Source organism: Halococcus sediminicola, assembly GCF_000755245.1.
Classification (GTDB): domain Archaea; phylum Halobacteriota; class Halobacteria; order Halobacteriales; family Halococcaceae; genus Halococcus; species Halococcus sediminicola.
On record NZ_BBMP01000023.1, the window covers coordinates 40,356 to 60,358 of the forward strand.

The 20,003-nt window shown below is 55.8% G+C and carries 17 protein-coding genes and 1 pseudogene; 10 read left to right on the plus strand and 8 right to left on the minus strand.

Going from position 1 to position 20,003, the window contains the following annotated elements; genetic code table 11:
- The first annotated feature begins 215 nt into the window (after positions 1 to 215).
- The 4 genes from ACP97_RS14475 (at position 216) to ACP97_RS21285 (ending at position 3,609) form a co-directional block, all read left to right on the plus strand.
- Positions 216 to 1,121 (plus strand): ATP-binding cassette domain-containing protein, encoded by a 906-nt coding sequence (locus ACP97_RS14475; RefSeq protein WP_237561180.1) that lies wholly within the window; start codon positions 216 to 218, stop codon positions 1,119 to 1,121.
- Complete coding sequence (locus tag ACP97_RS14480; RefSeq protein ID WP_049998558.1) at positions 1,118 to 1,957, plus strand: ABC transporter permease; 840 nt, start codon at positions 1,118 to 1,120, stop codon at positions 1,955 to 1,957. Before ACP97_RS14475 ends, ACP97_RS14480 begins: the two co-directional genes overlap by 4 nt.
- A 438-nt stretch (positions 1,958 to 2,395) precedes the next feature.
- Positions 2,396 to 3,343 (plus strand): VOC family protein, encoded by a 948-nt coding sequence (locus ACP97_RS14485; RefSeq protein ID WP_049998559.1) that lies wholly within the window; start codon positions 2,396 to 2,398, stop codon positions 3,341 to 3,343.
- Positions 3,344 to 3,354: 11 nt separating this feature from the next.
- Positions 3,355 to 3,609, plus strand: coding sequence for a YdeI/OmpD-associated family protein (locus ACP97_RS21285; RefSeq protein ID WP_394297707.1), 255 nt, complete (start codon positions 3,355 to 3,357; stop codon positions 3,607 to 3,609).
- A 168-nt stretch (positions 3,610 to 3,777) separates the two neighbouring features.
- Here ACP97_RS21285 and ACP97_RS14490 read toward each other — a convergent pair whose 3' ends face one another.
- Positions 3,778 to 4,530: an FkbM family methyltransferase gene (locus ACP97_RS14490; protein ID WP_161782625.1), complete on the minus strand. Its 753-nt coding sequence runs from the start codon at positions 4,528 to 4,530 to the stop codon at positions 3,778 to 3,780.
- A gap of 821 nt (positions 4,531 to 5,351) precedes the next feature.
- On the opposite strand from ACP97_RS14490, the gene ACP97_RS19970 reads away from it, so the two are divergent.
- Positions 5,352 to 6,557, plus strand: a complete 1,206-nt coding sequence (locus ACP97_RS19970; RefSeq protein WP_154020019.1) for a pre-peptidase — start codon at positions 5,352 to 5,354, stop codon at positions 6,555 to 6,557.
- Positions 6,558 to 6,949: 392 nt separating this feature from the next.
- Complete coding sequence (locus tag ACP97_RS14500) at positions 6,950 to 7,384, plus strand: hypothetical protein (protein WP_049998561.1); 435 nt, start codon at positions 6,950 to 6,952, stop codon at positions 7,382 to 7,384.
- Positions 7,385 to 7,690: 306 nt separating this feature from the next.
- Here the strand turns inward: ACP97_RS14500 and ACP97_RS19140 are convergent, their stop codons facing one another.
- The 3 genes from ACP97_RS19140 to ACP97_RS14510 form a co-directional block, all read right to left on the minus strand.
- Positions 7,691 to 8,383, minus strand: a complete 693-nt coding sequence (locus ACP97_RS19140) for a hypothetical protein (protein ID WP_079977646.1) — start codon at positions 8,381 to 8,383, stop codon at positions 7,691 to 7,693.
- Positions 8,384 to 8,564: 181 nt separating this feature from the next.
- Positions 8,565 to 9,224: a helix-turn-helix domain-containing protein gene (locus tag ACP97_RS14505; RefSeq protein ID WP_049998562.1), complete on the minus strand. Its 660-nt coding sequence runs from the start codon at positions 9,222 to 9,224 to the stop codon at positions 8,565 to 8,567.
- 666 nt (positions 9,225 to 9,890) lie between these two features.
- Positions 9,891 to 11,147, minus strand: a complete 1,257-nt coding sequence (locus ACP97_RS14510) for an outer membrane protein assembly factor BamB family protein (protein ID WP_049998563.1) — start codon at positions 11,145 to 11,147, stop codon at positions 9,891 to 9,893.
- 115 nt (positions 11,148 to 11,262) lie between these two features.
- Here ACP97_RS14510 and ACP97_RS14515 point away from each other — a divergent pair, with 115 nt between their 5' ends.
- The 3 genes from ACP97_RS14515 (at position 11,263) to ACP97_RS14525 (ending at position 13,667) form a co-directional block, all read left to right on the plus strand.
- On the plus strand, positions 11,263 to 12,639 hold the full coding sequence (locus ACP97_RS14515) for a hypothetical protein (protein WP_049998564.1): 1,377 nt from the start codon (positions 11,263 to 11,265) through the stop codon (positions 12,637 to 12,639).
- Between the two features lie 187 nt (positions 12,640 to 12,826).
- The gene (locus ACP97_RS14520; protein ID WP_202593628.1) at positions 12,827 to 13,159 is read left to right on the plus strand and encodes a DUF7471 family protein; all 333 of its coding nucleotides are present in this window, start codon (positions 12,827 to 12,829) and stop codon (positions 13,157 to 13,159) included.
- A complete protein-coding gene (locus ACP97_RS14525; protein WP_049998566.1) occupies positions 13,143 to 13,667 on the plus strand; it encodes a winged helix-turn-helix transcriptional regulator in 525 nt (174 codons plus the stop codon). The genes ACP97_RS14520 and ACP97_RS14525 overlap by 17 nt, the downstream gene beginning before the upstream one ends.
- A gap of 74 nt (positions 13,668 to 13,741) precedes the next feature.
- On the opposite strand, the gene ACP97_RS14530 is transcribed toward ACP97_RS14525, so the two are convergent.
- Both ACP97_RS14530 and ACP97_RS14535 read right to left on the minus strand, forming a co-directional pair.
- A complete protein-coding gene (locus ACP97_RS14530) occupies positions 13,742 to 14,899 on the minus strand; it encodes an iron transporter (protein ID WP_049998567.1) in 1,158 nt (385 codons plus the stop codon).
- Between the two features lie 103 nt (positions 14,900 to 15,002).
- Complete coding sequence (locus ACP97_RS14535) at positions 15,003 to 16,283, minus strand: twin-arginine translocation signal domain-containing protein (RefSeq protein ID WP_049998568.1); 1,281 nt, start codon at positions 16,281 to 16,283, stop codon at positions 15,003 to 15,005.
- Between the two features lie 311 nt (positions 16,284 to 16,594).
- Between ACP97_RS14535 and ACP97_RS19145 the strand changes: the two genes are divergently transcribed.
- Positions 16,595 to 17,203, plus strand: a complete 609-nt coding sequence (locus ACP97_RS19145; protein ID WP_237561181.1) for a hypothetical protein — start codon at positions 16,595 to 16,597, stop codon at positions 17,201 to 17,203.
- 316 nt (positions 17,204 to 17,519) lie between these two features.
- On the opposite strand, the pseudogene ACP97_RS19150 reads toward ACP97_RS19145, so the two are convergent.
- Positions 17,520 to 17,746 (minus strand): annotated as a pseudogene (locus tag ACP97_RS19150) (IS5/IS1182 family transposase); the annotation flags it as partial.
- Positions 17,747 to 17,929: 183 nt separating this feature from the next.
- Positions 17,930 to 18,502, minus strand: a complete 573-nt coding sequence (locus tag ACP97_RS20865; protein ID WP_049998571.1) for a hypothetical protein — start codon at positions 18,500 to 18,502, stop codon at positions 17,930 to 17,932.
- Between the last annotated feature and the right edge of the window lie 1,501 nt (positions 18,503 to 20,003).

Below are 20,003 nucleotides of genomic sequence, written 5' to 3' on the forward strand. Positions count from 1 at the left end.
GTGAGCGCATGAACGAACGTCAGTCACCGCGACATCCTGCCGAAATCACGGAAGCATCGGACTCGATAGAGACAGCTGCGGTGGAGACGGATCGCGTCAGTCAACCGCCATCAGTGACCGACAATGGCAACCTGCCTCTCGGGAGAACCGACGACGAATCGACTTTCGCAATCGAAACCAGTGGTCTCGAGAAGTTATTTGGAGATACGCGCGCCGTGGACGGCGTCAATCTTCGGATTCCTCGGGGCTCCGTATACGGGCTCTTGGGTCCAAACGGTGCCGGCAAGACCACGATAATCCGCATACTCACGACGCTACTCCGCCCGACCGGCGGCAGCGCGACCGTTCTCGGACACGACGTCGCCCAGGATGCAGCCGAAGTCCGCGCGAAGGTAAGCCTCACGGGTCAGTACGCTTCAGTCGATGAGGACCTCACCGGCCGCGAGAATCTCGTCCTCGTGGGACGCCTACTCGGGTTTTCCTGGCGCGGTGCAAGAAAGCGAGCTGACGAACTGCTCACGGCCTTCGGTCTCGACGATGCGGCCACCCGCCAGGTGCGAACGTACTCCGGCGGGATGCGACGCCGACTCGACATCGCCGCAAGCCTCGTCATCACGCCCGAGGTGTTGTTCCTCGATGAGCCAACGACGGGCCTTGACCCGCGCAGTCGAAATCAGGTCTGGGCCATCATCCGCGCCATCGCCGCCGAGGGAACCACCGTGCTCCTCACCACGCAGTACCTCGACGAGGCCGATCGCCTCGCCGACCGTCTCGCCGTCATCGACGACGGTCGTGTCATTGCCGAGGGCACGAGCCGCGAACTCAAAGCTGCCGTGGATGCCAGCACCCTTCAGTTGCAGCTCCACGATCCGGGACACCGAGAGGAGGCCGAAGCCATCCTGCGAGAATACCTCGGTGGGGCTGTCCACAACGGAACTGACCGAGATACCCTCTCCGCGAGCGTCCCACACGACGAGGAGCCAGCAGCGGTGTTGACGGCACTCTCGGATGCCGGCGTGAACGTCGCCGAGTTCTCGCTCGGACAGGCGAGCCTCGACGAGGTTTTCCTCGCACTCACCGGTCAACCCGCTGAGGACACGACGGAGGAGGTGGCCGCATGAGCAGCGAGACCGCTCCATCGAATACTGTCGTCGAGGAGGATCTCGACGATGTCCTCTCGCGGATCGAGCGGCCGTCTCGCCCCGGACCCGTCTCCGCCTCGCTCACCCTCGGGTGGCGAGCGCTCCTGAAGATTAAGCACGTGCCGTTTCAGCTTCTCGACGTTACGGCGTTCCCGCTCATGTTCACCCTGCTGTTCACGTTCCTGTTCGGGGGTGCTCTCGCCGGATCACCACAGCAGTACATCCAGTTCCTGCTCCCGGGCATCCTCGTCCAGTCTATCGTCTTCATCACCGTCTACACGGGCGTCGGCCTCAACACGGACATCGATAAGGGCCTGTTCGACCGCTTTCAGTCGCTCCCGATCTGGCAGCCTGCGCCGCTGGTGGGAGCCCTCCTCGGCGACGTGTTGCGCTACTCGATGGCGGCGCTCATGGTCATCGGGCTCGGTGTTATCATAGGGTTCCGTCCCGGGGCCGGGATCGTGGGCGTGCTCCTCGCGCTCGCGTTGGTGCTCGTCTTCGCGTTCAGTCTCTCGTGGATTTGGGTTCTCGCGGGGTTGCTCGTCGACACTCCCGAGTCCGTCATGACGGCGAGCTTTCTGCTGCTCTTCCCACTGACGTTCGTGAGCAACATCTTCGTCGACCCGGCGACCATGCCGGCGTGGCTCCAGACCGTGGTCAGCGTGAATCCCGTCACCCATCTCACTGACGCCTCTCGGGGCCTCATGCATGGGAACGTCGCTTTGATGGATGTGACGTGGGTGCTCATCGCCTCCGCGTTAATCATCGTCGTGTTCGCGCCGCTATCGCTCCGCATGTATCACAAAGAGCGGTAAGCGCGGCCTTGTTGAACCCCTCGATCAGAGATAGGTTTCAACAGTCGTGCTGAATAGAGTCCGAACATCTTGCGCGCGTCAAACAGCGGACTCGGCGGTATCTACACCTACGTAGTGTACAGGTGTCAATCATTCCAATCAATACCAACACATGATTCTAACGCCCGTTCTGGCTACAGAAACTACATTCAGCAGGCCGTACCTAGTAACACCCTGCTATTCCTTACTACTATCTCGAAAGAGAGAATTGATTCAATGTCGGGAACGGTGCTTCTGACGACGAGTTCGTGCAACTGAGTCGATAAATGAGAAATCTGGCTACACGCCCCAGAGTGGTCCCAGAAGAAGGAAAGAACAGATAATACTGTTCACTTTCACCATACCTAGCGCGAGTATATTACATTGGCAGACCTACCTATACTACGGAGAAGATGTGGTATGAGTTCAAGAAATGGGACCAAGAGTGTGGTCGAGTCCAGGCAGAAAATCACCCCGAACCTGTGGTTCGACGACCAGGCCGAAGAAGCAGCAGAATTCTACGTATCAATCTTCGATAATACGAAACTCGGTACGATCAGCCGATACGATGCGACGACAGCGGAAGCCGCTGGGCAGCCGGAAGGTAGTGTCCTGACCGTTGACTTCGAACTTGACGGGCAGGAATTCGTCGCGCTTAACGGCGGCCCAGCATTCACCCTCAATCCAGCCATATCGTTCATCGTCAACTGCTCCACTGAAGGCGAGGTCGACGGACTCTGGGAACGGCTATCTGACAGCGGCGAGGTACTGATGCCGCTCGATTCCTACCCGTTCAGCGACCGATATGGCTGGATACAGGACAGATACGGGGTATCTTGGCAGTTGATCTTGGCCGATCCTGAAGGTGAGTGGCGGCCCAAATTTATGCCGTCGATGCTGTTCGTCGGCGATAACTGTGGGAACGCGGAAGCCGCGATGGACTTCTACACCACCATATTCGCCGACACGACGAAGGGACAGATTGCACGATATAGCCCAGATCAAGACCTGGACGAGGAAGGCACGATCATGTACGCTGATTTCACACTCGGCGACCACTGGTTCGCAGCGGCGGACAGCGCACAGGACCACGACTTCGGCTTCAACGAGGCGATCTCATTCATCGTCCACTGTGAGACACAGGAAGACGTCGATTATTACTGGAAGAAACTCACGGCCGACGGTGGGGCGGAAGGTGAATGCGGCTGGTTGAAGGACAAATACGACGTCTCCTGGCAGATCGTCCCCACCAAATTGTACGAATTGCTCCAGAGCGAGGACGCCGATAAAGCAAAACGGGCCACGGAGGCGCTGCTCCAGATGCAGAAACTCGATATTGCGGTGTTGGAGCAGGCTGTGGGGGAGTAATCATGAGCGATATGAGAAAGATCGAAGAACTCTCCGATGGTGTGGTGCACGACCTACCTGCGGACCTACGAGAGACCCTTACCTCTAATCCAGAATCGCGGGACGCATGGGAGGATATTACGCCACTCGCGCGCAATGAGTTTATCTGCTGGGTTGAAGACGCGAAAAAACCGGAGACGAGAAATCGCCGGATCAGGCGGACAAAAGAGGAGTTGATAGACGGAAAGCGCCGGCCGTGTTGTTGGCCCGGTTGCCCTCATCGGTGAACTAAGAGCATGTACGAACAGCCGAGTTCCTAGAATGAGCTGTTTACTGAATACAGAGGATGTATTCAGCAGAGCGCTAACCGTAGACGGAGTGGATATCATCAACTGAGTGAACGCCCGCTCTCGTCTCACTGATGGCATTTCGCTGGTAGCTGTCGACCTCTACAGTCACCTGGTTTGACTCGACTTCTTAGCCTTGAGAAGGTTATCTCGGAGGTATTCCAACTCGTCGAATCCATACCTTCTCAGAAGTTCCTCAAGCTCCTGCTTACTACTTCCAAGACGTTCTAATGGCTGGTCGTGAATTACGATGTACGCCACCCGCATTGTCGGCGACGAGAGGGTCCTCGACCCGCCACGAAGCATGTTGGTCTCCTCGCCGACGATATCCGACATAATCACCGTCGGCGATGGTACATCACCGTCCGCGACGACCCCATCGAGCGTTCGAGCGGGCGTTTTCATTTTTCCTTCGGTATGCCGAACTTCGCCCATCCCCTCGGGTGTATCACTACGATCGTCGAACGCTATCGTCCCATCCGAATTCGAGATGGCGCAATCCATCACCGTGGCATCGATCCCATTCAACTGGAGGTTCCTCGTTAGGATCTCCCGTGTATGGGGGTGAGGTTCGAAACAGACGATGCCAATCCCAGGAGACTTTTGCCCGATCACACAGCTGAACATACCAATGTAAGCGCCGATCTCGAAGAAGACATCGTCATCGTGAATTTCGGTGAACATGTCCTCGAATATCTCAGCTGCTGATCCTTCGGCCATGTCGGAAATGGATCGGTCGTCCCTGGCTGATGCCATACGGAACTGCACGTCGACATCATAGATCGTAGTACGGATGGATCCTTCAGGCGAATGCTCTTCGTCCATGATCGTAATGAGAGAATCGAGGGTGCGCGATATCATAGGTCCCGCCACCATCTACGTGATCACTATACCAGTGTCGCTAACAGCAAATTCACTCGGTTGTGCTTGCAAGATACGCGCGTTGTAATCAGCACCGCCGTTCAGAACTGCTGTATCCTTGTCATCTCTCGCCTGACCGACTCAGAGGCTATATCTCACATCAGGCCTCTATTGTTATCTCTCGCCTCAAAGTTCTCTGGCTGCTCCTGTATGCAGTGGAGTGGCTGCTGACAGGGGAAGGTGGACTGAGCGGTGTAATTCCAGAAATGTGGTGCTAGGAAGAATTATATCAGTACCCACCCACCGATAGGCATGGCTGAATCAGCCACATCCGTAGAGAGAGGCCCAAACATGGGAGTATGGACGGCAATCGGGGTCGGTGTCGGGGCCGCTATTGGCGTAGCAACAGGTGCTCTCGCTGTCGGGACTGCTGTTGGTGCTGCCGCTGGAGTCGCTCTGGGGGCTGTCCAGCGTCGAAGAGCCGATTGATCAAGTACCCATCGACAGTTCACAATCCTCCGATAAGTTACTAGCTCGTCATACACGCTCCCACTGTCGATAGGATCGTGGTTGCTAATAGGGTGGGTCTTATGATGAATATATTCTCGAATTCTGTTAGAACGGTCGTGCTGCATAGAGAGTATATGTCTCTCAGTAGGCCTCTGTCGCTATCTCTTGCCTTTTGCCAACGAGCAGAGAGGTTGTTCATTCAAGTTTGGCTATGAACGTCAAGCCAACTCTGAGCACAAGTTTTGTACAAGAATTATTGCATGATATAAGCAGAAAACTTATTATAACGCACCAGGGTATTTTCATTAGAGATGAAAATCATCGATTCCTACCACGAGACGCAGAGTTCACAGTCGAACAAGCGTGATTCATCACAGATCGCCAACGTTTCACGCCGTCGATTTCTTACCACCTCCGGAAAAGTCGGTCTCGCTACTGCGGCCTCGATAGCTGGTATCGGACAAGCAGCAGGTGCCGACACCAAAGAACGTGATCTGCTCATTCAGGGCCTCGGTGAGCGCGCGACCTACTCGTTTGCTGTCAGCGGGAACCTCGAAAAGGATTCGTATTCTGGTGCGGACATCGACGATACCGATACCATCACGAACAACGGAGCGAGTGGAAGGGTTGAAAACGGTGGTGACGCTTACACCTTTACTGGCGATCTCCTTGCGTTCGATCTCAACGGCGAGGCGCAGGTATCCCTCGGTGCCCATGGAGCACGCGTCGGTAACCGACCGGACTATCTGCTCGAAATCGAGGGATTCGGTATGCACACGCCCTATTCGTTTAGTGTAGAAGATAACCTCCAGAAAAGTGCAGCTGGCGACGCGACCATCAGCAGTAGTGACGATATCGTCGAACAGAGCGCCCATGGCGCGGTCGGGAGTGGAACAGACGCTTACACGTTCGATGGGTCGCTCCATGCCTTTGATTTCGATTCGTCTGGTGAAGTCAACGTCACACTCAATGGCAAGCCGGCGCGTATTGGTCAACGATCCGACCATCTGCTCGTCATAGAAGGATTTGGAACGAATACTCGCTACTCCTTCATGACCAGCAACTATCCATTCAAGAGTGATGCTCAGGGGGCAACTATCGACCCACAGGATGAGAACCCGACAAATGGTGCTTTCGGTGTAGTCGGTGGAGGAAAAGATGCATATACATATGATGGTCATTTGCGAGCGTTCGATTTCGACCGTTCGGGAGAGCTTCGGATCACCATTGATGGCAAACCTGCCCACGTGGGCGATCGCCCTGACCGAGTGCTCCGTATCTTTGCTGACGGAGAGTACAGCCCCTATGAGTTCTCGGTCAGTGGATCTATTCGTGAAAAAAAGGGCGTTGAAAGCCAACAGGATACCATCAACGGTAAGTCGGTGTCCGGTGCCGTCAGCGGTCAAGGGAACGACCAGTACACTTTCGATGGTGAGCTAACGTCGCTGAGCTTCCCCGGTGAGAACTCGCCTCTGGTTCATAGTAACGGCGAACGAGTATCTCCGAACGACGTCTAAACAGGGTTCTTCTCTGTCTACGCAGAATAGTGCCAGAGGAGAAGAAAAATGGGTTGTACTCCGATAGTTGGTCGCGCAGCGAGAAATGCGCTATCCTGATTCTGCGCATCAGATCTCACCAGTGAGTGTGAGCAACGTGCAAGATACGCGCTCTGTATCTCGTATCGCTTCAGCGATGTTCCCAAGTTCTGTTAGAAAGCTTGTGCTGCATAGAGAGGATGTATCTCGCATCTAGCTTCTGTCGTTATCTCTCACCTCATAGAGTGGAATAGGGACCTCCCCGTATGCCGCTCCTGATTATGGCTTAGACTCATTCTGCTTGACCTCACTCCTACGAGGGGTGTGGGGATGCTCGCGGCAAAGTTATTATACAATGTCACGTAATAGTAAATATGGAGTTCAAGGATCGTACCCGCAGTGCGCTCAAGATCGCTGTTCTCGTCTGGGGAGGGAGTCTGGCCGCACTCACAGTTGCCGGGCTGGTGACCGATGTCTGGCGTCTCTCAGACCTATGGGGTCAAGCTGGTGCTGTCTTCTTAAGCGAGTTCGGGATACTAGTGGTCGTGGGTACATTCCTTCTCATTGGAGGTCCCATATTTCTCCGGGAACGGTACGAATTGATTGCACCGATCATCGGTCTCGCCTGCTACGTTGCCTATTGGTCGTTTCTGGGAGTTACGACAGGCGCCGGTGTTTCCGCGCTGTATGTCGCTATCATGTACGGATTGTATGCACCCATTGGAATCGCAATACTCGCGGTTCTTGAGTGGTCGCTACGGTCGGTTCGTCAACAACGACCGAAATCAATCGGTGAGAATTCTACGTGATTTGAAATCTCTCATGGTTAGAGAGCAACTCTAGTGAAGGTGAGTCCGGTTTCGGAGCGAACTGTACCCGGTTGCACATCGAGAAAAAGGCTATCCTGATTTCACACACCAGACCACGCCACTGAGTCCGGGCAATGTGCAAGATACGCGCTGTATTCAGCAAACAAAAGCGGATCTGTTCGTTGTACTTAGAGCGCAATAACTGGCGAATTGCTCATACAGAGATGACAGAGGCTGAGGGGTAAAAGTACCGCTCACGAATACAAGGAACCTCTTGAGGATTCGACCATGTGTAGCTCAAATCTACTACTCCTTCATTGCAGTATACGTCGCGCGCATCTGTTTCAGACCGTTCGTTAGTAGTGCTCTGGGAAACCGTCTACGTGCTCCTCTCAGTGCGTCTGTGAGGGCTGCTGATGCATCGGTAAGAATTCCAGCTCCGTGTCCAACGAGAATGCGGTCAGGAACGAAGTCGTTCAGATCTTTAGGCGGTGAGATCCGACCGAGCAAAAACAATCCAATTCGCTCGTCACCAACAGTGTAGAAGGATACCGTCCCCAATAGATCAGGGACGTAGAGCGTCCGATCCGAGTCGCGATACGCGATTGTATCATATTCAAATCGATGAATACGGAATCCAGAATCACCCAGTGTTTCTGAACATCGCTCAATCGGTGCCTCAACTCGCTCTGCGATACCATCCATCTCCTCTGGGACGAACACAGGGACACCGTATCGATCCGCGAGAATTCCCGCATCTCGTATGTGTAGTTCTGATAGAATTGCAATACCAACGACTTCCTCTCCTACCTCGTCAAGCAATACATCAAGGTCTGGTGTGTCGAGGGGATCAATAAGCCACACTCCGCCATTATCACCAACGACTGCATGGCTTGCGCGGCGTGAGTCTTCGTCTGGATGAGCAATCCATCCTATACCTCCATCCCATCGGTCGATCACCTGATGATTTTTTGATTCGGTCCGATCGAAAATCGGCATTGTTTGCGCTAAAATGATCGGCTAGGTATTTAAATGAGTACTCGACTGGCCATGACCGATACGCGCCCTTTCAGCAGGGTTTGTACGAACTGCCAAGTTTCTGTCAGGAGCGGTGTGCTGGAGAGAGGCTATATCGCACGCATCTCTGTCGCTATCTCTTGTCTCTTATCGATCCATACAGTCAATCTTCTTCGTCTTCGTCGACGAGGAGCGAATTCTTGACGAGGTTCTTGGTTGCGCGTCGGAACCGTTCGGAGAGTGCCTGATGGGAGATGTCGAGTTCGTTAGCGAGTTCCTTGGCATTCGTTCCGCGTGGAATGTCGTAGTAGCCTCGCTCGACGGCCGTGGTGAGAGTGTCATACTGTTGTTTGGTGAGATTGTGCTGGGCCTCTTCGAGGTCTCCCAGCCCATAGATAGCGGTTACGTCGAGCGTGAATCCGTTCTCGCGTGCGTAGTCGTTCGTTGCCGAAAGCCCACGCCGCTCAGGGAAGAACACCCGCAAGTGCCACTCGTCATCGCTCGCGATCGCCTCGTGGACGGTCGCGCCCTGCTCGGCGACCATATAGCCGATGATTTCTGCACGATTGATCCACACCATCCGATAGTAGGACTCTCCCTCAACGTTGGCGAGCAGTTCGACTTCCTCGACGCTCGTATCGGCTTCGAGTATCTCGGTCAGTTCTCCGAAATCGCCCTGTGTTGCTCTCACGAACGGTACTACGTGGGTCGTATCATGGGCCACCACGCGGTCGACTTCGAACACCATGTCCGGCTGGCGTTCGAGCGTCTCCGAAAGCGCAAATTCCGCGATTGGGATGCTAAACTCGGCTATCGTCGACACGAAGGATAGGTGAACGAAGCCTGTACATGAAAGTGTCGTTTGGGTACTCGTGCTCGGATGCGGTATGAAAGAGGGATGAGCGGCTTGGTGGTTGGAAAAGCTCGCTCATCCCCTAGTAAGGAGGGACGCGAGATGGATAATACCCAGACAATTTCACAAAGTGGGTGAACTGTGAGGGAGGACCCTAGTCGTGAACTCTGCGAACTGCCCAAAGATATGCGGTTGCGTGTCGAGAAAATCGCAATCCCCATCTTGCGCACCAATAGCTGTGCCCCAATCTTTTCGATGTGCAAATTGAGCGAGTTACTCGTTGATTTCGTCCGAAAATACGACCATTGGGAGCGAAATAGGAAACTGAATTCGGTAAGCGAGCAGTGAATTGCCCGAGCAGAACACCTCTGGCGAACCGATATGCAAGATACGCGCCCTTAGTCAACACCGTCATTCAGAACTCCTGTCCTTCTGATAGCTCCCGTCTGACCGATTCAGAGCGTGTATCTTGCAAATTTGACTTCTATGTGTCTGGAGATTCACCTATATGCCATCTCCATCATTCAATCCTGAGGCACAATAACCGGGCGAATATGACCGAGCAATTTGATGATGGTGTCCGTGTGTGGCTGGTCGAACGAACCTACTTTGACGACGAGCAGAATCTGATTATCCTCACCTACGCAACTCCCGATGTTCGTACGAAAGCGCGACAACGCGACCATCGCCGTAGATCGCATACAGTTCCTCGGCGGGGTCGTCGTCTGTATTCGCAATTGTCGGATGGACATAGATCGGCACGTTTCGCTCGTACGAAGCACGGATGTCCCCCGAATCCGGATCAACGACTGAGACGATGCCGTTGTTCGTCACCGCCACCAGTTCCGGTTCGCCATCGCCGTCGATATCACCCATGCTCGGCGGCGGCGTCATCGGTACGTCCTCGGCGGTGAGTTGGGTCGACCACTCAACCGTGCCGTCGCTCGCGTTGAGACTCCTGAGTTTGCCGTCCTTGGCGGCTACATAGACTTCGGCTGTCCCATCACCATCGCCATCCTCGAAGGCGTGAACCGCCGCGAGATCGTCGAAGTTCTTTCGCCACTGCACCGCCCCGCGCTCACCATCAAGCGCGACGACCCGCCCACCGACCGTTGCAGCAATGATCTCGACCGCCTCATCGTCATCAGCCTTCCCAGTCGTCATCCACGTAATTGACGACCCGAACGGCTTCGTTTGATTCCAGGTGACCGTTCCGTTCTGGTCTAACAGAACGGCTTTCTGACCCGCTCCGACGGCGATTTCGCTCTCGTTGTCACCAGTGAAATCGGCGACCGCGGGTTGGGCCTCCGTCTTCGCGTCGAGCTTCCGGGTCCAGACCGCGCTGCCGTTAGGCCGAACGACGAACGCCGTTCCGCGGAAGTCGACGACAACGATTTCTTTGGTGCTGTTGCCGGTCACGTCCGCGACGAGGGGTTGGGTGTAACCGTAGTCGGTGAGGTTGTGTTCGAACTCTTGGGTGCCGGTTTGTGGGTCGAGAGCGGTGACGAGGTCTTCGGTCGTGGTTGCGACGACCTCTTTCGTCCCATCGTCGTCGAAATCGGCGAGTATCGGGTCGGCGACCGAGTGAATCGTGCAGTTGGCCGGCGGGACCTGATAGCGCCACTGTGGTGTTGCGTTGTCGGCGGCCAGCGCCACGAGCCGACAACTGCTAGTGTTCCCGCTCCCGCTGATCGGCGCGAACACCATTCCCTTGCCGTTGATTTTCCCGGCAGCAGGGGCGTGGTGATTCCCGACGATATCCGTCGAGGTGTTACTCACCCATCGTTCGTCGAGCGTGCCGCCCGAGCTACTGAGACTACTGAACCCGAGAACCGCCGTTCCAGCTAGTACCGAGAGAATGAGCACTGCGGCCACCACAGTTCGCGCCTGCACACCTCCGCATTCCATCCAGCCGGGAATAAAGCTCGTGTTGGCCTAATGGATTCGAGAATCGTACCAATGGAGGTGATATCAACGGCTTCTTTGCTACTATTCAGTAAGTAAGGGAATGGACAAGCGCCGGAGCGTGCTCATTCTTCTGATCGCACTTACGACGTTCGTCGACGTCGTGGGTGCCCATCAGATTCAGAATTCACGCTTCACCGCACCGATTCCGCTCTCCCTATTGTTTGGCGGTGCGGGGGTCACGGTTGCTGCCACAGCGGCATGGCTCGCTGTGACGGGCGAGCGCTCCGCGACGGCACGAACGTGGGATGGGGTCGTGATTCCGACGAATATCGCAAAATTCGTGCGGTATGGGGCGCGAGCGATCTTTTTCAGTGGCTTTCTCGTCACCATCGCTCGTGGTCTCTTCGGCCCGCAGATCGCCGCCGAGAACTTCGCCACAGTGTTCGTCTGGGCTGTGTGGTTCAAGGGCGTCGGCCTGCTCTCGATTCTCATCGGAAACCCGTGGCGAGTGCTGTCGCCGTGGCGGACGCTCTACGATGGACTGGCGCGGATCGAGGGTAGCGACATCGCGTTGGTCGACGAATATCCGTCGTGGCTCGGCTACTGGCCCGCACTCGGCGGATTCATCGTCGGCATCGGCATCTTGGAAAATCTCACGGTCGTGCCACGCTCGCCAGTAGCGACGGCCATCGTCATCGCTGGCTATGCCACAATGATGGTCCTCGGTGCGGTTGTCTTCGGTCGGGAATGGTTTCGCTATGCTGACGCGCTGTCAGTGCTCTATCAACTGTTTGGACGGGTTGCTCCAGTGGATTACCGCTCGGTGGATGACGGCTACCGCGTCGTCGTTCATCCGCCATGGACCAACTGTACGCATCCCGTCGAGCGCTTCGGTCTCGTCGCGTTCGTCGTTGCCACAGTTTATACAGTGAGTTTCGACGGCTTCACGAACACGCCGGAGTTCCAGAGCCTTCTGTTCAGCCTTCGTGATTTGCTTACGACCGGCCCCGAGACGAGCGTGCTCGTGTACGTGCTTGGATTAGGTGGATTCATCGCGGCGTTCGTTATCGTCAGTATGGCAATGCAAATCGCTGGTGCGGGTGGTGGGTGGAGAAATACTGCTATTGCGTTTGCACCGACGGTACTGCCGATTGCCGCGGCCTACGAGGTTGCCCACAACTACCCGTTCGTCGTCGAGCGGCTCGGACGGCTCATGGCTATCGCGTGGTCGCTTGTTCTCTCGCCGGTAGGACCACCTAATCTGCTCGGGTGGCTCTCGCTGCCCGTGTTTTGGGGCTCCCAGGTACTGTTGATCGTCGCTGGACACGTCATCGCTGTTGTGGCTGCTCATACTGTGGCAGTCGAGCGCTACGAAACGCTCGCCCGGGCTAGACGAGCACACCTTCCCCTTGTGATGCTGATGGTTGGCTACACGGTGATTTCGTTGTGGGTCATCTCGCGGCCAGTCGTTTCATGAGAGAAATGATTCGACTCCTGTACCAGAATCATTATTCGGATGATTGCCCTATCACCACTAATGGAACAACGAAGTCGTCCCTGCAGGAACAATCCTCGTTATCGGCCCCGACATGACGATGCTCTCACACGGGATAGGAAGGTAACAGCGTGAAATGGAGCTACCAATTTCCGTTCTGCATATAGGAATGAGCCAAGGATCGACACTGATCGGCGATATCGCGCTGCCAACCGTCCTCGCCATTACGGGCATCGTCTCACTGATTGTCCTCGGACTTGCCGTCGTTGCGTTGACACAGCGACGCTCGCGCTCGTATCTGCTGATCACAATGGCGCTCGGGACATTGGCAGGGCGCACGCTGGTCGGCGGGTTGGCGATGGAGGGAATGGTTACGGTAGTCTTCCACCATCTTCTCGAACACGCGCTTGATGGCGTCATGGCTATCCTACTGCTCGCCGCGGTATACTACGCTCGCACGACTGAACGTCCGAACCCGACCATCAATGAACAAGACTCGTAAGCGCGTCGCGCGGCGCATCCACACGGCTCCCGGCATTCATTTCAACGGACTCGTGCGCACGCTCGACCTCGCGCCCGGACAGGTCCAATACCATCTGAAACGGCTGTGTTCATCGGGAGCGGTAACCGACGAGCAGCGATACGGTCGGACCCACTACTACCCGCCCGAGTGTAACGAGTGGCGACGCGGCGCGCTCTCGCTGTTGCGCCGCGAGACCGCCGGTGATATCGTCGCGGTGCTCTGTGAGCACGGGCCAACACGGCCCCAACCACTCGCCGACGAACTCGATGTCGCCCGCAGCACACTTGAGTGGCACCTTGATCACCTCGTTGAACAGGATGTCATCGTGAAGAAGCGCGACGAACGCAATCATGTCACGCTCGTGCTCGTTCGCCCAACCGAGACGACGCGGCTGCTGCGGGAAGTCAGCCCCTCGTCGCCGACGCGCATGGTCGATCGGTTCGTTCGCCTGACCGATCGGTTGCTGGAGGATGTGGCAGAGGAATAGCCGGCCGTCGCCGTCGTCGTTTCATAGCTCATGTCGAGGCCACGTGACGCCGGTAGAAATGATCCAGCGAATCACTACCCGGACGATTTGCCGCCGACGGTGAGCGTTCGCGACGGCATATCGAGAAAGGCGGTTTCATAGCCCTCGTGACGGGCGACCTGCGGTGGCGCATCAACCGTGATCTCGATCTCGTCGTCGGACTGGATACTCTCGACACCGACTCCGTAGTGGTAGTTCAACTCCGGGTCGATCGTCGCCTGGAGCGGCCCATCGAAGACCGTCTCGTCGCCCCGCATCACTGTCGCCGACAGCGACATCGCCGGTAGGATGTATCGGTTGTACGGCGTCCGTGCCGAGACGGCAAGATACTTTTTCCCATCCGTATCGAACCGGGATGCCTCGTCGAGCGCTCGCACGACGAACACAGCGTTGCCGGTCCGGATCGTCCCGAGCGGTCGGCCGGGAAGCGCCTCCTTCTTCGGCGCGAGTGTGAGCGGCATTTTCTTCATGTTCATTGGCTTGACCGCCCCGCGTGTGCCCGCTTTCTCACCGAGCCGCTTGAACATGATGTCGCTCATTTTCTCGGGGTCAAAGGTGAGCGTGAACTCAAACGACTGCCGGCCACCGAACCGGTTCGCGAATGCACCCGTCCGCTGTGCGGACGTCGGCGGGATGTTGACCCTGACGGTGTAATCACCGGCACCGGGCAGCGAGACGTTGTCGCCGGTATGAAAACCCATGTTCTGGGAGAGCATCGTCCACGGGGAGAGTGTCGTCACCGATTCGCCGTCTTGCGAGACTGATACCGTCGGGTTCGTATCTAACGGCGAAATCCCGGTTGCCGGATCCCAGACGTTCACCATGAGGTGGAGCGAATCGTCCTCCACGGACACCTTCTTCGTCCGCTCGCCGGTGACGGTCCAGAACCGGTGGGGATAGCTATACGAGAGTGCACACCGATAGCCCGTAGCCGTTCCCGAACTGTCCCGTGAGCCGTTCGAGCGGTTTGTTGCATTTGTTCCGTTTCCGGCGGCCGTCTCGCTCACACCGACCATTTTCATGCCTTCGACGTGCGAGGGAAAATAAACGGCAGCGGGACGGTTCTCGGGCAGTGGTGGCATCCGCCCTGGAGGTCCTGTCTGGACAGAGAAAAGCCCCGAACAGCCGGCGAGGAGGCCAGCGCCGACCGTGCTCGCGGCCGTGCCGGCTCGGAGAAACGATCGTCGATCCATTACCTACCCTATGACTGCTTGCTTCGAGTGCGTTCTGGTTCAGTGCTCGAAAACGGGTTCGGTAGGTTGCGTAGCGACGATTCCGTATTTGTCGACATTCAGTTCACTGCCGCGGCACGGCGGCAGGAAGCGCCCGTAGCCCGCGCGGTGGGAGGAGGTAGTTGCCGCGGCGCGTCACAGACATATACTGGAGAATGCCGTTGTTGTTCTTTCGACCGAGTGCGGATTCCTCGGCGAGGTCGGTGCCGGTCATTGACTCGCGAGTCTTCGTGAAATCGGTCGTGTCCTGCTGGAGTGAGAGGAAATGCAGTGTGGCTTCGTCGCCATCGGTCGAATCGAAATCGCGCCGGAGGATCACCGGTCGGTCGTTCTCGCGCGCACGGGCGGCCTTCTGCGAGTGGCCGACCAGCCCCGACTCGCGGGCGGATTTCTCGGCGGGCGGACAGTCGTCCATTCGGCTCGAATTGCCCAGATTGTCGCCGTCACCCTCGACAATACCCGACTCGGCGTGGGCTGGGCAAAACATCTTGCCGACGCGCTGATAGCGGCTGTCCTGCTCGTACCACTGATCGAGGTGGAGCTTGATTGTCGAGATCTGCTGGGTCGTTCCGCCCGTGAACGGTCCTGAGTTAATAGTCACGTCGTCCTCGGTCGCCTGGTTTTTGTCGAAGCCGGATTTGAAACCCATGTACAACGGCGAGTCGTCGGGTACGGGCTCTGAATCGGGAATCCCTTGGACGTCCTGATTATCAGCGGGTAATCCGTCGCCAACGAACCCTGTCCGCCGGTCAATCCGCTCGAAAACCTTCTTGAGCGAGACGTCGATGTCGACACCGTTCAGATTTTTCCGGTCTCCTACGAGAGCCTCCTCCGCACCCAAGACGACCTGTCCGTGGTCGCTGGCGAGGTGTACGACTGCATCCGGCCGATCGAGTTCCGGGGCCTCGAATGGTGTGAGCGCCTTCGGCTTCTGGAGATCGACCGACTGCGGGAGCGACTCGTTGAAGCGTTCGAAATACGCCGGCGAGTAGCTCACGGTGAACAACAGGCCGTCGTGGGAGTGGGGATACGCCCGTTCAAGCGTTCGCAGTGCTCGTTCCATTTGCTCCCCGTCTTTTCGCGTTGGCGTCCCCTCTTTCCGGTAACGGAGGTATAGCAGCACGCGGTGGCGCGGACCAAGGTGGTTGTCGTTGTCGCCGAGCGCGAGGAACTCGTTCCATGCGTGTTGGCGCGTCGGCAACGTCGAGAGGTCGTTCGGTCCTTGCGGGAGGTCAGGAGCGTTCTCGCGGGCTACGCAGGCTGACAGCGCTGCCGGCCCGCCGATTGCGACGGCAGCTTTCACGAACGTGCGTCGGGAGAGACCCCTCTCCGTGCCTGCTGGCATACTTAGCCGTACACGCCGTAGCGAAAAGCCGGTTCTGGTCCATGCCTCGAAAGTCCTTCTGAGAACGACGGCTACTTCGTCAGCCGTCTCAAGCGAAATACGAAGCCAGGGATCGTCGCAGAACTGCGTGAATGGTCCGGATACGCCATTTCACTGGGGGGAAAGAATCTTCGAGATCACAAAGAACCGTCATCCCGACGACAACGCTCACGATGATGAAGCACTCGGCAATCATAATCGTGCACAAAGCGACTTTTCGACGGTTGAACCAGAATAATCAACTCACCTCCGATCTCCCTTATATTGTCGAAATGGTAGACACAGACCACTCCTCAACACCGGACAAGAGTACGACTCGACATATTGGACGGCGACGTTTCCTTGGAGGTGCCGTTGGCGCTGCTAGCGCAGCAATCGCTCTCCCTGCGATAACTGGAGTCGCGGCAGCCCATTTCCCAGCCGAACTTGATATTGATGTTCAACCAGATAATGAAGATAATTATGTTGATTTCAACAAACACGACCATGTCTCGGTCGCAGTCCTTCCCTCGACGTTTCTCAATAGCGAGGGGAAGCGCGAAACATTTGATCCGACCGAACAAGATGTAAGATATAGATTTGGTTCACGGAGTGCTCTTGACGACGGAGAAGGTGCTCGTCCTGCTGGGAATGGTAAAGTCACTAAAATACATTCTGGTCATGGAAATGATGCAGAGTCGGTCAATGCGGTAGCTCTACAATTCCCGATTAATAGTACGGGTCTTGATAATGAAAACGACGTTGCATGGCTTTACTGGGAGCGAGATGAGTCTGGTGAACATGGATACGCTGGATTTGATACAGTTACTGTTGTTGGAAACCCTGTAGCCCAAGACTTACTCGCTTTCTTCAGGAATCTACTACAGAATTTTTCTAGGTGAGGATCACCGCGTAACGTCGGAATTGTGCTTGAATCCGTGCTTCTCAGCGAGAATACTGATATCAGCATTGGCGGTGTAATAATATACTCCTCGTTCTGGGGTGCGTTCCTCACCAATAGAGCAAGATAGCCACCGAGCGAGAGTCTTCGGTCAAGAGAGTTCATCAGTCCCGATATGTGCTGACCGATACGCGCCCTATATCGCACGCCGATTTCAACAGGTAGCTATTCCGTGACATTAGAAAGTACAAAGACTTCGGCTAATCCCTATAGAAGTGCTCTGTAGTGCTGTGTTGAATAGGCACAGGGCACGGTGATCAGAGTGGTTCACGAAGCTGTTCGATGTTCGAGACGGCGAACCTCAGAACGATCTCACGGAACTCCCGATACCAGTGGTGCGCTCGCTCGGCTCCCCGTGCGAGCGCTTGACCGACGAGTACGACGTTTCGGCCATTCACCGCTGCGAGTATCCGGCATCCCGGATCAACGCGTTGTGACCGACTGTTTCGGGCCTCGATCCCTGTCTGAGGACGAGCGGATCGAAATCGAGCTTGAGAATCTCACGAAGTTCGGCGAAACACCGGAGTCGATTCTCGGTTTCGCGGTAGCTGTGGCCGGTCGCCCGTAGCAGGCCCGTAGGATGCACCAAGTGAAAAAATGAACTCGTACCGTCCCCATCGAAAAATCGACCGATCGAATGGGGCTCGGTCCCTTATCACCGCCTGAATCAGGCAGTTTTCGTACCGTCGCGAGGGGAGACAGACTCCTCTTCGACCATGGGAGTGTCTTCACTCGGGAGGGCCGTGAGTTCGGTGTAGGCGGCGGCGAGCACGGCCGTCGAGAAGACGGTCACGATAGCACTACCAGCCTGTGCAACCACGAGTCCGACGGTCACACCCGCGATGGCCCCGAGCCCGAAGACCGCGTCGACGACGATCCCAATGAGTATCACAGCGATACCCAATAACAGGAGGCTGAAGCGGTGGCCCTTGGTGAATCCCCAGCTGCTGCTGAAGCCACTGAGGAAGTTTTCGTCCTCAACGGCGACGAAGACGGACCAAAATGCCAACGTCACCAGGAGGAAGATTTCCGGGATAATCAACGCGACAAACCCGAGAGCGACGATGATCCCGAAGGCGATGGCGCCGACGAAGACGTTCAGTGCCGCCCAACCCATCCGGCGGGTAAAGTGTTCACGTGACAGTTCCTCGGTCTCCTCGCTAACGAACACGCGGATCGCAGCGATGGATACCACGAGGGTGGCGATACCGATGAATCGCTCGATCTGGTCGTTGTCCATCGGTACCCAACTCGAACCCGCCATCGTAGAGCTGAGGATGGACGTAGCTCCGGGTGGAAATGCCGTCCTCGTCGCGGGTGAGGAACTCGTAGATATGGGCCTCCCAGCGGTCGAAGGCCTCGAATATCGCCTCGCGAAACTCGTCCAACGTCTGTAAACCATCTACCTGTATGTCACGCTAGATTTCCTCGTTGGGTTCGAATTCCAGCGGCGGGTGCGGCAACAGCCATACGCGAAACACGTAGCTGGTCATAAGGGGTGCTTTGAACAGGAAGACTGTTAGTGTTGTCCCGACAACAAGCCGGAATTTTGTGCTCTGTTGAAAACGGCACACGGCGTCGGGATTGTTCGGTATTCTTGTAGACTATGAGTATGACGGTTATCCCATCTTACTCAGAGCCTCCCTGCGGTCCTCAATTGGGCCGTAGCTCCCAACTGAGCAACCCTGCCGGCTCTCATGAGGCATTGCTCTTCTTCCCCCGCTTTGCCCTTCAGCGGCCTGTGAGTATCCTCAGAGAGTATGAGGTGATTTGCTGTTCAGACGAAATGTTTTTGTCGTTGTCCCTCAATAACCAATTGTCGAGTGTGGTCGGTAATCATTGTATCATGACATCTGTCCAGATGTCCACACTCGGCCTTGAGACAGAGGGTTTGGCCGGCCCTTACACCGGCTTTCCATAGTTGTTCTCTCCCTCCCTACAGAGTTGCCCGTTAGTAGTGGTTCAAGGGTATGTGAGAGTAGCTGAAGGAAACTGAATCCAATGTAGGATCTTACCCTTATCCCTCCGAAAATCGTTTAGAGAGATTCTAAGTGAAATAAGTAGATGATTGTGCTAACTACTCAGACAATGGTAGCAGAATCTGTCCCCAATATAGGGATCCGTCATTCGTTTTCCACACTTCTCACAGGCTCGTACTCGGTCTACTGTGTTAGATTTGTCAGTCCGCTGCATGGCATCACCCGTTGCTCCTCCCTCTTCCTTTTTCATAGATACTTTTGAAGAAATCTATCATAAAGATTTTGCAACCCGGTTCGAGGATAGAACAAGAAAAGGCGGACTGAAAAGAGAGAGAGATGTTCTCAAGAGATGCTAGTGAATTTGCAAAAATTATGGCTTGTTGTCCTTAGAGAGTAGGAGACTCCTGCTCTATTGAAAATGCGGTACGGCAGCGGGGTGAGTAGATTTTGAGCCGAGAAATCGCGCACTTCGACCGAGAAGTAGAGTGGTCTCTCACCTGTACTGGCGGTGACGATCATCGCTATCTCATCTCGATCAATTTCGGTGAGAGATGTGCTGAATTTTATCTACCAACAACCAGCGGAACGCCCCAATCCCTACGCTGTCTTCCATTTTCAATAGAGCAGAATTTTGTCGGTCAGGTCGTCAGGGTAGAGCCACGGATTCAAGATGAACCTCCACCAAACGAGACGTATGACCGACAATTCCGATAGCTCGCCCAAATTTCTTTCGTCGCTTCCGAGCCAGCCGGTCACCGACAA